At 74.9% G+C, this 12,850-nt stretch carries 13 protein-coding genes and 1 tRNA gene; all 14 read left to right on the forward strand.

The window, feature by feature from the left end; genetic code table 11:
- Positions 1-149 precede the first annotated feature (149 nt).
- Entirely contained in the window at positions 150-1,682 is a 1,533-nt protein-coding gene (metG, locus tag ACME2J_RS20595) for a methionine--tRNA ligase (protein WP_495546825.1), read from the forward strand.
- 18 nt (positions 1,683-1,700) lie between these two features.
- Positions 1,701-2,450: a TatD family hydrolase gene (locus ACME2J_RS20600; RefSeq protein WP_495546826.1), complete on the forward strand. Its 750-nt coding sequence runs from the start codon at positions 1,701-1,703 to the stop codon at positions 2,448-2,450.
- On the forward strand, positions 2,447-3,286 hold the full coding sequence (gene rsmA, locus ACME2J_RS20605; RefSeq protein ID WP_495546827.1) for a 16S rRNA (adenine(1518)-N(6)/adenine(1519)-N(6))-dimethyltransferase RsmA: 840 nt from the start codon (positions 2,447-2,449) through the stop codon (positions 3,284-3,286). The genes ACME2J_RS20600 and rsmA overlap by 4 nt, the downstream gene beginning before the upstream one ends.
- The gene (locus ACME2J_RS20610) at positions 3,283-4,176 is read left to right on the forward strand and encodes a 4-(cytidine 5'-diphospho)-2-C-methyl-D-erythritol kinase (RefSeq protein ID WP_495546828.1); all 894 of its coding nucleotides are present in this window, start codon (positions 3,283-3,285) and stop codon (positions 4,174-4,176) included. The genes rsmA and ACME2J_RS20610 overlap by 4 nt, the downstream gene beginning before the upstream one ends.
- Positions 4,173-5,816: a VTT domain-containing protein gene (locus tag ACME2J_RS20615; RefSeq protein WP_495546829.1), complete on the forward strand. Its 1,644-nt coding sequence runs from the start codon at positions 4,173-4,175 to the stop codon at positions 5,814-5,816. Before ACME2J_RS20610 ends, ACME2J_RS20615 begins: the two co-directional genes overlap by 4 nt.
- Entirely contained in the window at positions 5,813-6,037 is a 225-nt protein-coding gene (locus tag ACME2J_RS20620; protein WP_495546830.1) for a hypothetical protein, read from the forward strand. The genes ACME2J_RS20615 and ACME2J_RS20620 overlap by 4 nt, the downstream gene beginning before the upstream one ends.
- A 60-nt stretch (positions 6,038-6,097) precedes the next feature.
- Positions 6,098-7,342, forward strand: a complete 1,245-nt coding sequence (locus tag ACME2J_RS20625; RefSeq protein WP_495546831.1) for a PucR family transcriptional regulator — start codon at positions 6,098-6,100, stop codon at positions 7,340-7,342.
- A 45-nt stretch (positions 7,343-7,387) separates the two neighbouring features.
- Positions 7,388-8,179 carry an MTAP family purine nucleoside phosphorylase gene (locus tag ACME2J_RS20630; RefSeq protein ID WP_495546832.1) on the forward strand — a complete coding sequence of 264 codons (792 nt, stop codon included), beginning with the start codon at positions 7,388-7,390 and terminating at the stop codon, positions 8,177-8,179.
- Between the two features lie 17 nt (positions 8,180-8,196).
- Positions 8,197-8,739 carry a hypothetical protein gene (locus tag ACME2J_RS20635; protein ID WP_495546833.1) on the forward strand — a complete coding sequence of 181 codons (543 nt, stop codon included), beginning with the start codon at positions 8,197-8,199 and terminating at the stop codon, positions 8,737-8,739.
- A 94-nt stretch (positions 8,740-8,833) separates the two neighbouring features.
- Complete coding sequence (locus tag ACME2J_RS20640; RefSeq protein WP_495546834.1) at positions 8,834-10,027, forward strand: EAL domain-containing protein; 1,194 nt, start codon at positions 8,834-8,836, stop codon at positions 10,025-10,027.
- 111 nt (positions 10,028-10,138) lie between these two features.
- A complete protein-coding gene (locus ACME2J_RS20645) occupies positions 10,139-10,852 on the forward strand; it encodes a hypothetical protein (protein WP_495546835.1) in 714 nt (237 codons plus the stop codon).
- Between the two features lie 204 nt (positions 10,853-11,056).
- Positions 11,057-11,128 (forward strand) — tRNA-Gln (locus tag ACME2J_RS20650).
- A 55-nt stretch (positions 11,129-11,183) separates the two neighbouring features.
- Entirely contained in the window at positions 11,184-12,575 is a 1,392-nt protein-coding gene (gene glmU / locus ACME2J_RS20655; RefSeq protein WP_495546836.1) for a bifunctional UDP-N-acetylglucosamine diphosphorylase/glucosamine-1-phosphate N-acetyltransferase GlmU, read from the forward strand.
- Positions 12,576-12,670: 95 nt separating this feature from the next.
- On the forward strand, positions 12,671-12,850 hold a 180-nt coding region (locus ACME2J_RS20660), incomplete at its 3' end, for a ribose-phosphate pyrophosphokinase-like domain-containing protein (protein WP_495546837.1).

Consider the following 12,850-nt stretch of genomic DNA (forward strand, 5'->3'; position numbering starts at 1 on the left):
CAGCCCGCCGCCGTCCCGCCCCTCGCGTGGGTGGGCCTCGGCCTCCTCGCGGCCGGGACGCCGCTCGGCGTCGCCCGCCGGCGCGCGCGGCGCCGGCGCGCCGTCGCCGCGCGCGAGCCCGCGTCGCTCGCCCGGTAGCCTCGCGGGCGATGGGCCACTACTACGTCACCACGCCGATCTACTACGTCAACGCCGCGCCGCACCTCGGTCACGCGTACACGACGATCGCCTGCGACGTCATGGCCCGGCACCACCGCCAGCGCGGCGACGACGTCTTCTTCCTCACGGGCACCGACGAGCACGGCGAGCCGGTGGCGCTCGCCGCCGAGAAGGAGGGCGTCTCGCCGCAGGAGCTCGCCGACCGCAACGCCGAGCGCTTCAGGGCGCTCATGCCGCGGCTGAACGCCTCGAACGACTTCTTCATCCGCACGACCGACGACGGCCACGTCGGCAAGGTGCAAGAGGTCCTCACCCGCGTGAAGGACAACGGCTACGTCTACGAGGGCCGCTACGAGGGCTGGTACTGCCCGCGCTGCGCGGACTTCAAGTCGGAGAACGAGATCGAGGAGGGCCACCGCTGCCCGGTCCACCACATCGAGCTCACCCGTGAGAGCCAGGACAACTGGTTCTTCGCGCTGTCGAAGTTCCAGGAGCGGCTCGAGGCCCTCTACGAGGGGTCGCCCGACTTCGTGACCCCGCGCCACCGCTACAACGAGGCGCTCAGCTTCATCAAGGGCGGGCTGCAGGACGTCAGCCTCAGCCGCTCGACGTTCCGCTGGGGCGTCGAGGTCCCGTGGGACACCGACCAGGTCTTCTACGTCTGGTTCGACGCGCTCCTCAACTACTACACCGCGCTCTCCTACGCGCGCGAGGGCGAGGACCTCACGGAGCGCTTCTGGCCGGCGAACCACCACGTCATCGGCAAGGACATCCTCAAGTTCCACACCGTCTACTGGCCCGCCCTCCTCATGGCCGCCGACCTCCCGCTCCCGGAGCACGTCGTCGTCCACGGCTACCTCCTCATGGACGGCGAGAAGATGAGCAAGTCGCTCGGCAACGTGCTCGACCCGTTCGAGGTGATGGACCGCTTCGGGACCGACGCGCTGCGCCACTACGTCCTGCGCGACGTCACCTTCGGCCAGGACGGCTCCGTGTCGACGGAGGCGTTCGAGGGCCGCTACGAGTCCGAGCTGGCGAACGGCCTCGGCAACCTCGCGAGCCGCTCGATCGCGATGGTCCGCAAGTACCGCGACGGTCACGTCCCCGGCGCCGACGTCGACCTCGTCGAGGACTTCGACGGCCTCGACGAGACGGTCGCGCGCCTCGTCGACGGCGCCGAGCTGACGCCGGCGCTCGACGCGATCTGGCAGCGCGTGCGTCGCATGAACCGGTACGTCGACGAGATGGCCCCGTGGGCGCTGGCGAAGGACCCCGACCGGTCCGCCGATCTCGACCGCGTGCTCGCCACCCTCGTCGAGGGTCTGCGGGTCCTCGGCGTCCTCCTCACTCCGTGGCTGCCGGAGACGACCGGGAAGCTCCTCGGCGCGCTCGGCGTCCCCGACATCTCCTACGAGCACGCGAAGCTGCGCGCCGGGACCGTGACGGAGGTCGCCGCGCTCGAGCCGCTCTTCCCGAGGGATCCCGGACCCGCCCGCCCCGCGGGCGCCGCGGGCGCCGCCTGACGTCTCCGAGTCGGAACCGTGGTCGACTCGCACACGCACCTCGACTCGTGCGCGCCGCCGAACGCGGAGCTCGTCGCGGCCGCGCGCGAGGCGGGCGTCACCCGCATCCTCACGGTCGGCATGGACGAGGCCTCGAACCGGTCCGCGCTCGCCGCCGCCGAGGAGTTCCCCGAGGTGTGGGCGGCGGTCGGCCGGCACCCGAACGCCGCCGAGGGCTTCGACGACGCCGCGCTCGAGGATCTCGCGGCGCTCGCTCGCCACGAGCGCTGCGCGGCGATCGGGGAGACGGGTCGCGACCACTACCGCGACACCGCCCCGCGCGCCGACCAGGACCGCGCGTTCCGCGCGCAGATCGCGCTCGCCCGCGAGCTCGGCAAGCCGCTCGTCATCCACACGCGCGCCGCCGAGGACGAGACGATCCGGACGCTGCGCGAGGACGCCGACGGGGTCACCGTCCTCCTCCACTGCTTCTCGATGCCGGACCGCCTCGACGAGTGCGTCGAGGCCGGCTGGTGGTTCTCCTTCGCCGGCAACGTCACCTACCCGAAGGCGACGGATCTCGCGGAGGCCGCCGAGCGCGTCCCGGCCGACCGGCTCCTCGTCGAGACCGACGCGCCGTACCTCAGCCCTCAGCCCGTCCGCAAGGAGCGCAACACGCCCGCGTTCGTCGTCCACACGGCGCGGTTCGTCGCGGAGCGCCGCGGGCTCGCCTACGAGGAGCTCGAGGCGCTCGTCGAGCGCAACGCCGCGACCCTCTTCGGCTGGTGAGCGAGCCGGCGCAGCCGACGCTCCGTCGGCTCCGCGCCTTCGGGGTGCGCCCGCGCCGCGAGCTCGGGCAGAACTTCCTCATCGACTCGAACATCCTCGGCGTCATCGCGCGCGCCGCGGAACTCGCCGAGGACGACGTGTGCCTCGAGATCGGCGGTGGCCTCGGGGTCCTCTCCGAGCACCTCGCCGAGCGCTGCGCGCACACCCACGTCGTCGAGGTCGACCGCTCGCTCGAGCCGGCTCTGCGCGACGCCCTCGACCCGTTCGGCGACCGCGTCACCCTCCACCTCGCCGACGCGATGGAGCTCGACCTCCGCGCGCTGGACCCCGCGCCGACGAAGGTGGTCGCGAATCTTCCGTACGGGATCGCCGCGGGTGCGATCCTGCGCACCGTGGAAGAGCTGGAGGGGGTCCGGCGATGGGTCGCCATGGTCCAGAAGGAGGTCGGTGAGCGCTTCGCCGCGCGGGCGGGGACGTCCGCGTACGGGGTCCCGAGCGTCCTCGCCCAGCTCGCGTGCGAGGTCCGCGTCCACCGCGCCGTCGCGCGGACCGTCTTCCATCCGGTCCCGAACGTCGACAGCGTCCTCGTCGTCCTCGAGCGGCGGGGTCCGGCGGCCGAGCCGGCCCTGCGGACGTTCGTGCAGCGCGCCTTCGCCCACCGGCGCAAGGCGATGGCCGGCTCGCTCGCGCGTGCCGGCGGCGTCGACGGCGTCCCCGGGGACGAGCTCCGCGACCGCGTCCGCGCGGCTGCCGTTGCGCTTGGCCATCCGCCCGACGTGCGCGCCGAGCGGCTCTCGCCGCAGGAGCTGCGAGCGATGTGGGAGGCGCTGCGATGAGAGCCTCCACCCTCGCGCCCGCGAAGGTGAACCTCTGCCTCCTCCTCGGCGGCGTCCGCGAGAGCGACGGCCGCCACGAGCTCGTCACCGTCTTCCAGGCGCTCGACCTCACCGACGACGTCGTGATCGGTCCGGCCGCGGGGCCCGCGGACGAGTCGGTCTGCGAGCCGCCGCTCGACGACCCCGCGACGGACCTCGCGCTGCGGGCCGTCACCGCGTTCCGAGAGGCGAGCGGCTGGGACGGTCCGCCCGTGCGCGTCGAGGTGCGCAAGCGCATCCCCGTCGCGGGCGGGATGGCGGGAGGGTCCTCGGACGCCGCGGCGGTCCTCCGCCTCCTCGCCGAGGAGACCGGGCTCCTCGGCGATGCCGCCGACCGCCGGCGGGTCGCCGCGCGGCTCGGCGCCGACGTGCCGGCGCTCGTCGAGCCCGGGCGCTGGATCGGGACCGGGGCGGGGGAGACCGTCGAGCGCGTCGACGATCCCTCCCCCGACCGCTTCGCGGCCGTCGTCGTCACGAGCGACGAGGGCCTCTCGACCCCCGCCGTCTTCCGCGAGGCCGACCGCCTCGGTCTGCCGCGTGGGTCCGACGCGCTCGCCGACGCGCTCGCCGCCGTCCGGGCGGGGGCGGCGGACCTCCCGCCGGCGCTCTGCGTCAACGACCTCCAGCCGGCCGCGCTCTCGCTGCGGCCGGATCTCGGCGCGACCCTCGACGCCCTCGCGGAGCGGGGCGCCGACGTCGCCCTCGTGAGCGGCAGCGGGCCGACGTGCGCCGGGCTCTTCGCGGACCGGGCCCGGGCCGCGGCGGCCGCGACGGAGCTCGCGCGCCGCTTCCCCGGCCGGGTCCACCTCGCGGGGCCCCACGTCCCCGAGGGGCGGGAGGCCGTCCGGTGACGCCCCCCGTCGAGTCGGTGCTCGTGCTCGCCGCGGTGAAGCCGAGCTTCTTCGTCGCCGCGCTCGCCGCCTTCGGACTCGCCTGGTGGCGACGGCGGCACCTCGAGCCGCCGCTCCTCATCGGCCTCGTCATCGTCGGCGTCGGCTGCGCCGTCTACGGCTCCGGGCTCGTCGAGTTCCCGGACGTGGAGACCGCGCTCGAGGACCTCGGGCGGACGCTCGGGCGCTGGACCTACCTCGTCGTCGGCGTCCTCGCGTTCCTCGAGACGGGCGCCTTCGTCGGGCTCCTCGCACCGGGCGAGACGGCGATCATGGTCGGCGGGCTCGTCGCCGGTCAGGGCGAGATCCAGCTCGTCACGCTCATCGGCATCGTGTGGGTGGCGGCCGTCTGCGGCGACGTGACGAGCTTCTACATCGGGCGCCGCCTCGGCCGCGAGTTCCTCGTCAAGCACGGGCCGCGCTTCCAGATCACCGAGCCGCGGCTGCTCCAGGTCGAGGCGTTCTTCGAGCGTCACGGCGGCAAGGCCGTCCTCATCGGCCGGTTCGTCGGGATCATCCGCGCGATCGCGCCGTTCCTCGCCGGGTCGTCCGGGATGAGCGTCCGGCGGTTCCTCCCCTACGACGTCATCGGCGCCGGCATCTGGGGGACGACGTTCTGCGTCCTCGGATACGTCTTCTGGCAGTCCTTCGACCAGCTCGTGAACGTCGCGAAGCAGGGGGCGTTCGCGCTCGGGACGACGATCACCGTCGTCGTCGGGCTCGTCGTCGTCGTCCGCTTCCTGCGCGTCGACGAGAACCGGGCGAAGGCGAAGGCGCTCATCGTCGCCCAGGAGGACAAGCCTCTGCTGCGCCCGTTCGTCCGCAGCGGCCGGGTGGTCTACCGCCGCATCAGGCGCCCGCTGCGGTTCGCGTGGGACCGCATCACGCCGGGGCAGCTCGGTCTCGAGCTCACGACCCTCCTCGCGATCCTCAGCGTCGGGTCGTTCATGGTCGCGGGCCCGCTCCTCACGCTGCGCGACGACTTCTACGTGGCGGGCGATCGCAGCGCGTTCGACGCGATCGAGCGCATCCGGCGCGACTGGCTCGACGATCTCGCGGAGGTCGTCACCGCGCTCGGGGCGTTCGGGGTCGCGGGCGGGCTCGTGCTCCTCGTCTCGCTCGTGCTCCTCGTCCGCCGGCCGCGTCTCGACGGCGTCGTCCTCCTCGTCGGCATGGGGCTCACCTGGGTCGTCGTGAACGTCGTCAAGGAGGCGGAGGGGCGTGGGCGGCCGTTCGGCGGACTCGTCGACGCCGACGGCTCCTCGTACCCGAGCGGCCACGCGGCCTACGGCGTCGCGTACGTCGCCGTCGCGGTCGCGGCCGCTCGCGCGCTCCCGGGGATCTTCGCCCGCGCGGGCGTCGTCGTCGCGGCGATCCTCCTCGCCGCCGCGGTCGCCGCGAGCCGCGTCTATCTCCGGGTCCACTACCTCAGCGACGTCTCCGGCGGCATCGGCGTCGGGCTCGTCTGCTTCGCCCTCGCCGGCATGATCGGCCTCGTCGTCGCGTTCGTGCGGAATAATGGGTCGCCGACCGCCCCGCCGGCCGAGCCTGAGCCGCGGGCCGCGCCGGTGGAGGCCGTCCCGCCCGCCCCGTCGCCGTGAGCAACCAAGCGATCACCTACTCCGTCATCGCCGTCTGCGCGGTCCTCGGCCTCGCCGCGTACGTCGGGCTCATCGTCGCGCCCGCCTGGAACGCGTATTCGCGCTGGTGGGAGCGCGCGGCCGCGACGTTCCTCTCGCTCTACGTCCTCGCCGCGTTCGTCGTCGTCGGGGTCGCGGGGGGCGCCGTCATCGTCTACTTCTGGGACTCGATCGCCGGGTGATCCGGGGCCGCGGGGGCGGGACCGGCCCGGCTCCTCCGCGTACTCTCCCCACGACCCGCGATGCCCCCCCCGCCCGATACCGACGCGAGCTCCGGTCTCGACGCGCTCGACGCGGTGACCGAGGCCGTCGAGTCCGGGGCCGGCCTCCCGGACATCGTCCGCGCCGCCTCGCGTGCGCTCGGGGCGAGCCTCGCGCTCGCCGACCGAACGGGGACGACCGTCGCCGTCGCGGCCCGCTCATCGGCCGACGAGCAGGCGCTGCACTCGAGCGGAGCGAGCGTCGAGACGGTCGACCTGCGGCTCGCCGACGCGGCGGTCGGCACGCTGAGGATGCGCCCCTGGTCGGCCGATGCCCCGGTCGCCCCGGTCGTCCTGCGGCTCGTGACGACGCTCATCGCCGGGGAGCTCGGGCGGATCGGCGCCCCGGAGCGCGCCTCCGAAGAGGCGGCGGAGCGCTTCCTGCGCGCGCTCATCGGCCGGCAGCTCACGGACCCCGGCGAGATCCTCGCCGAGGCCGAGGCGCTCGGGGTGGACCCGCGCGAGGGGGCGGCCGTCGTCGTCGCCCGCGCCCACCCGCACGTCACCACGGAGGAGGGCTGGCGGCTGCGCGTCCTCACGGTCGCGCTGCGCGGCGCGCGCGGCGTCGCCGACGCGAGCGTCGGAGCCCTCATGGAGCGCCGCGGGGCCGCCGCGGAGGTCGTCCTCCTCCTCACGGGCATCGACGAGGACGGCGCCGCCCGCGCCGCCGATGCCGTGCTGCGCGAGCTCACGGCCTCCCAGCCCGGCCAGACGTTCGCCGTGGGGCGCAGTCGCGTGACGGAAGCTGCGGGCGACCTCCATCGCGCGGGCAGCGAGGCCCTCCTCGCCGCGAACGTCGCCGAGAGCGGCGAGGAGCGCCTCCTCGCCTTCGAGGAGACGGGCGCCTACCGGCTCCTCCTCAGCGCGATGAGCGAGGACCCCGCCGAGCTGCAGCGGTTCTACGCCGAGACGGTCGAGCCGCTCGTCGCCTACGACGAGCAGTACGAGACCGACCTCGTGCAGACCGTCGAGGCGTTCCTCGAGGCCGACGGGAACGTCGCCGGGACGGCTCAGCGCCTCTTCACCCACCGCCACACCGTCCGGTACCGCCTCGAGCGCGTCCGGGACCTGTCTGGGCTCGACGTGTCCTCGACCGACGGCCGGGAGAAGCTCTCGCTCGGGCTCAAGGCGATGCGCGTCCTGGGGATCGCGCACCGCGGCGGGCCGGCGAGCGAGGCGGGCGCGAGCGGCGGGCGGGTGCGACGCCGCGGGTCGTCGTCGGAGTAGCGGCGCCGCGGGCGGGCGGACGGCGAACCCCTAGGATCCCGGCCCATGCGGATCGGCATCATCACGGGCTCCGGGACGTACGCGCTGCCGGACTTCGAGGTCGACGGCGTCCACGAGATCGTCACGTCGTTCGGCCCGGCGACCGTCACCTCCGGTGCGTTCGCGGGCTCGGAGATCCTCCACGTGTCCCGGCACGGGGAGGGGCACCGGCGCCTCTCGAGCGCGGTGACCCACCAGGCGAACATCTCGGCCCTGCGCGACCAGGGGGCCGACGCGATCATCGCCGTCACGGTGTGCGGCGCCTGCGACCCGGCCCTCGAGCTCGGCTCGCTCGTCGTCTTCGACGACCTCCACTTCCCGGCGAACCGGCTGCCCGACGGGTCTCTCTGCACGCTCCACACCGAGCCCGGCGCGCCGGGGCGAGGGCACTGGATCTTCGACCGGCCGTTCTCCGAGCCGCTGCGCAGCGCGCTCCTCGAGGGCGCGCGCGAGCAGGAGCTCCCGGTCCGCGACGGGGGCTGCTACGGCCACGTCGACGGGCCGCGGTTCAACACGAAGACCGAGATCCGTCAGCTCGCCGCCGCGGGCGTCACCTGCGTCTCGCAGACCGCCGGTCCCGAGACGACGCTCGCGGGGGAGGCGAACATCCCCTACGCGCTCCTCGGCTACGCGACCGACTACGCGAACGGGGTGACGGACGAGCCGACGCCCGTCGAGGAGCTCATCCGGCTCGTCGGGGCGAGCACCGCGACGTTCGCGACCGCGCTCTCCGCGGCGATCCCGCGGCTCGCCGGCCAGACCATCGCGCCGACCGGCACGCACTTCTCCTGGGATTGAGCGACCTGCGCGCCGGGATGAGGACGCCGCCGGCCGCCGTCGTCCTCGCGACGCTCGCCGCGCCGCGCGACCCGAGCCTCGACGAGCTGCTCGGCCCGGACGGCGCGCGGGCGCTGCGCGAAGCGCTCGCGCACAGGACGCGCCGGTGGGCGGCCGCCGTCGCGCCGGAGCTCGCCTACGAGGCGACGTCCCCGGGCGCTGCCGCTGCGGCGGTGCACGGCCACGAGGGCCCGCTCCTCCTCGTCGCCGACGACGTGCCGGGCCTCGACGAGGACCTCGCGCGCGCCGCCCTCGACGACCTCGCCGACGGAGCGTTCGTCGCGTTCGCGCCGAGCTCCGACGGCTCGCCGTATCTCGTCGCTCTCCCCGCGCCCGACCCGGACCTCGTCGAGCTCGCCGGGGCATCGTTCGAGGCGCTCATGGGCGATCCGCGCGCGGTCGAGCACGGCGTCGGGATGCTCCGCAGCGAGCGGAGGCTCGTGAGCGCCGCCGACGCGCTCGCGCTCGCCGCCGACCCGCTCGCGCCCGCGGACCTGAGGCCGCTCCTCCCCGAGCGCTGACCCGGGCACCGCCGGCCGGGCTACAGGTCCCCGGTCCGCATGCCGATACCTAAGGGTCGCGACACGTTCCCCGTCCCGTCCGAGGGTGCCCCCGATGACCGATCTCCAGGCTCCGTCCGACCCTCCCGGCCCGCCCCCGCCCGGTGTGGGAGCCACCCGTTCGACGGAGCCGGAGTGGGAGCGCGCCCTCGACCGGCTCCTCCGCGAGCCCCAGCGCGTCCGCGTGCAGTACCAGCCGATCGTCGACCTCCAGCGCGGGGTCGTCCGCGGGTACGAGGCCCTCGCTCGCTTCCCGGACGCGCCGGACGTCGCACCGGCGGAGTGGTTCGCCGCCGCCGCGCGGCTCGGTCGCGCGGGCGCCCTCGAGGCGCAGATCGTGTCGGCGGCGCTCGTCGTCCGGCCGCTCCTCGTCCGCAACCGCTTCATCGCGCTCAACGTGAGCCCGAGCGCGCTCGCGAGCCCGGAGATGGCCCGCGCGCTCGCCGCCAGCGGCCGACTCGACTCGATCGTCGTCGAGGTGACGCCCGGAGGCGGCTTCGCCGCGCGCGAGGCCGACGTGCTCGCGGCCGTGGAAGAGCTCAGGGCGCGAGGGGCGGGCATCGCCGTCGACGACACGGGCATCGGCGCGGGCGAGGAGCGTCTCGAGCGGATCGCGGCGCTGCGCCCGCAGTTCATCAAGGTGGAGGGCAGCCTCACCCGTCGCATCGCCGCCTCGCCGACCCGCGCGGGCGTCATGCGCGCGCTCCTCGACCTCGCGGCGCGGCTCGACGCGTGGCTCGTCGCCGAGGGCATCGAGGACGAGGACCAGCTCGACGCGGTCGCGCGGCTCGGCGTCCCGCTCGGTCAGGGCTTCGCCCTCGGCCGGCCCGCACCAGCGATGACGGAGCTCGACCGCGGCGTCGCCCGGCGGCTGCGCGAGCGGACGCTGCGCGGAGTGCAGGACGACGGCATCGCGCGGCTCGTCGTGCGCCTGCCCGGCGTCCCGCTCGACCCCGCCGAGGCGACGGCTGCCTTCACCCGCGATCCGCGCCTCGAGCACGTCGTCGTCCTCGACGGGACGGGTCGCGCCGTCGGCGTCATCGACCGGCACGCCTGCGCACGCGGCGAGACGCCGCGCAAGGCGCTCTCCGTCCTGCCGGCGACCGCGCTCGACGATCTCGTGAGGCGGGCGCTCGCGCGGCCCCTCGACGAGCGCTGGGATCCGGTCGTCTGCGTGGACGCCGGCGGCGCCTACCAGGGCGTCATCCCGCTCGAGCGGGTCGTGGCGACGCTCTGCGCGTCGCCGTAGGGCCCGCCTCGGCTCCGACCATCCGTCCAGGGGGGCTTGCGCAGCGGCGCCCGAGGGTCGATCCTCGAGGCAGCCCATCGACCGATCACGGAGGATCAGGAGGGCGCAAGGATGCATGTCACCGCTTCGGACCTGGCCGCCGTCGGCCGGTCCACGACTTTCACATTCCGCGAGGCCCACGTCCCCGCTCCCGCGCCCGTCGCCGACGTCGCTGCCGACGCGCCGCAGGACGCACCGGAGGCCGCCCGGCCCGCGACGCCCCTGCGCCCCGTCGACGGCGCCCCCGCTCCCGGTCGCCTCGAGCTCGTCCGCCACGTCGTCGAGCAGATCGTCGGCGATGCGCTCGGCGCCGCCGAGATCGACGCGATCTCCCAGGAGCCGCAGGCCGTCGCCATCGCCTTCGACCGCGCTCGCCAGGCCGACGCCGCGGACCGCCGCAGCCGCGTCGAGTGGGCCGCGTCGCTCGAGCTGCAGGATTCGACGAGCGGCGACGGCGCGCTCGCCGCGAAGGGCGTCGTCCGCGACGGCGACGGGCGCGAGGTCGGGCTCGAGGTCCGCATCACCGGCAGCGGCGAGGCGGCCGTCCTCCCGCTGCGGCTCGACGTCGAGCTCGACGCCGAAGGACGCGCGGCGAGCCTCGTGTTCGCGGGCCGCAGCGTCGGCGGCGGCGCCGGCTCGGGCGCCGCGGCGACGGCCGCGGCGTGGGCCGGGCTCCCGGTCCGCGTCCACGGGGCCGACGGGTCCCTCGCGATCACGACTCTCGCCGATGCGCGCGCCGCCGTTCCGGGCGCCGCCGGCGGACACAGGGTGGATCTCGTGGCGTGAGCCCGGGAGACGCCCTCCAAGCTCGCACGTGAGGTTGAGGGACCTCACGGAAGCGGGACGCCGGCGCGGGGTGGAGGGACCCTGCGCGCCGGCATCGAGCGAACACGGCTCGCGGCGCGGTGGAGGGACCGCGGCGCGAGCCTTTCGCCGTTCGGCCCTCGCGGCCCGCTCCTCTAGCATCGACGCCGACGCCGCGAGCGCGTATGGGGAGTGGTCTAGCGGCAAGACAGGAGCCTTTGGAGCTCTCAGACCCCGGTTCGAATCCGGGCTCCCCAATGCGCCTCGGCCCCGTGGCAGGGCGTCCGCGCGCGACCGCGTACCATCACGGCCCGTGAGCGCGCCCGTCGTCGTGATCATGGCCGCCGGGAAGGGCACCCGGATGCTGTCCAAGACCCCGAAGGTCCTCCACGATCTCCTCGGCCGGCCCATGGTCGCCTGGCCGGTCGCCGCGGCCCGCGAGGCCGGCGCCGCGCGCGTCGTCGTCGTCGACGGCCCCGACCGACCGCTCGCGGACCGCCTGCCGGAGGGGGTCGTCCACGCGGTGCAGCCCGTGGCCGACGGGACCGCCGGCGCCGTCGCGGCCGCGACCGCGCACATCGATCCGCAGGCGCCGGTCGTCGTCCTCTCCGGGGACGTCCCGCTCGTCGAGGCGGCCGCGATCCGCGCGCTCGTCGAGGCCCACGAGGCGTCGGGCGCCGCGGCGACGATGGCGACGACCGTGCTCGAGGACCCGACCGGGTACGGGCGCGTCGTCCGCGACGACGCCGGGCACGTCGTGCGCGTCGCCGAGACGAAGGAGGCGGGCGACGCCTCCGCCGAGGAGCTCGCGATCCGCGAGGTGAACACCGGGATCTTCTGCTTCGACGGCGGCGCGCTCCTCGACGCGCTGCCCCGCGTCGGCACGGACAACGCGCAGGGCGAGCGCTACCTCCCGGACGTCCTCGGGATCCTCCGCGGCGACGGGGCGGTCGTCGCCGCGCACGTCGTCGACGACCCGGCGCTCGTCCTCGGCGTCAACGACCGGGTCGGCCTCGGCGTCGTCCGCGAGGCGGCGCGCCGCCGGCTCATCGAGGCCCACCAGCGGGCCGGCGCGACGATCGTCGACCCGTCGTCGACGCACGTCGACGTCGGCGTCGAGATCGCGGCCGACGCCGTCATCGAGCCCTTCAGCGTCCTGCGCGGCCGCACGTCGATCGCCGCCGACGCGGTCGTCGGGCCGTCGGCGACGCTCATCGACGCGCGGATCGGCGCGGGGGCGGCCGTCCGCCACGCCTATCTCGTCGAGTGCGAGGTGGGCGAGAAGGCGTCTGTCGGCCCGTTCGCCTACCTGCGGCCCGGCACGGTGCTGCGGCCGGGGAGCAAGGTCGGGACGTTCGTCGAGGTGAAGAACTCCGACCTCGGCGAGGGGGCGAAGGTGCCCCACCTCTCCTACGTCGGTGACGCGGACGTCGGCGAGGGCGCGAACCTCGGCGCCGGGACGATCACGGCGAACTACGACGGGCGTCGCAAGCACCGCACGACGATCGGCGCGCGGGTGCGCGGCGGCGTCGACACGTCGTTCGTCGCGCCGGTGACGATCGGCGATGATGCGTGGACGGCGGCCGGATCCGTCATCACCGAGGACGTCCCCGCGGGCGCCCTCGGGGTGGCCCGGTCGCGCCAGAAGAACCTCATGGGATGGGCGGACAGGGTCCGCGCCGCCGCGGAGGAGGACAGGACATGATGGACACGCCGGTGCTCCCCGGCTTCGCGCAGCCGATCACGACCTCGTCGGGTCGTGGACGTAGACTCGACTCCGCCGTGAGCACGAGCCTCCCGATCGACTACGACAAGCGCCTCATGCTCTTCTCGGGGCGCTCCAACCCGGAGCTCGCCGCGAAGATCGCCGACAAGCTCGGCGTCGAGCTCGGGCCCGTCACCCTCAAGACGTTCTCCAACGGCGAGGTCTACTGCCGCTACGACGAGTCGATCCGCGGCGCGGACGTCTTCATCGTCCAG

Source organism: Paraconexibacter sp., from assembly GCF_059438195.1.

What these genes read in the sequence shown, in the direction of transcription:
- metG (WP_495546825.1), top strand. Translation starts at nt 150, where the DNA reads ATGGGCCACTACTACGTCACCACGCCGATCTACTACGTCAACGCCGCG.
- ACME2J_RS20610 (WP_495546828.1), top strand. Translation starts at nt 3,283, where the DNA reads ATGAGAGCCTCCACCCTCGCGCCCGCGAAGGTGAACCTCTGCCTCCTC.
- ACME2J_RS20625 (WP_495546831.1), top strand. Translation starts at nt 6,098, where the DNA reads ATGCCCCCCCCGCCCGATACCGACGCGAGCTCCGGTCTCGACGCGCTC.
- ACME2J_RS20630 (WP_495546832.1), top strand. Translation starts at nt 7,388, where the DNA reads ATGCGGATCGGCATCATCACGGGCTCCGGGACGTACGCGCTGCCGGAC.
- ACME2J_RS20635 (WP_495546833.1), top strand. Translation starts at nt 8,197, where the DNA reads ATGAGGACGCCGCCGGCCGCCGTCGTCCTCGCGACGCTCGCCGCGCCG.
- ACME2J_RS20640 (WP_495546834.1), top strand. Translation starts at nt 8,834, where the DNA reads ATGACCGATCTCCAGGCTCCGTCCGACCCTCCCGGCCCGCCCCCGCCC.
- ACME2J_RS20645 (WP_495546835.1), top strand. Translation starts at nt 10,139, where the DNA reads ATGCATGTCACCGCTTCGGACCTGGCCGCCGTCGGCCGGTCCACGACT.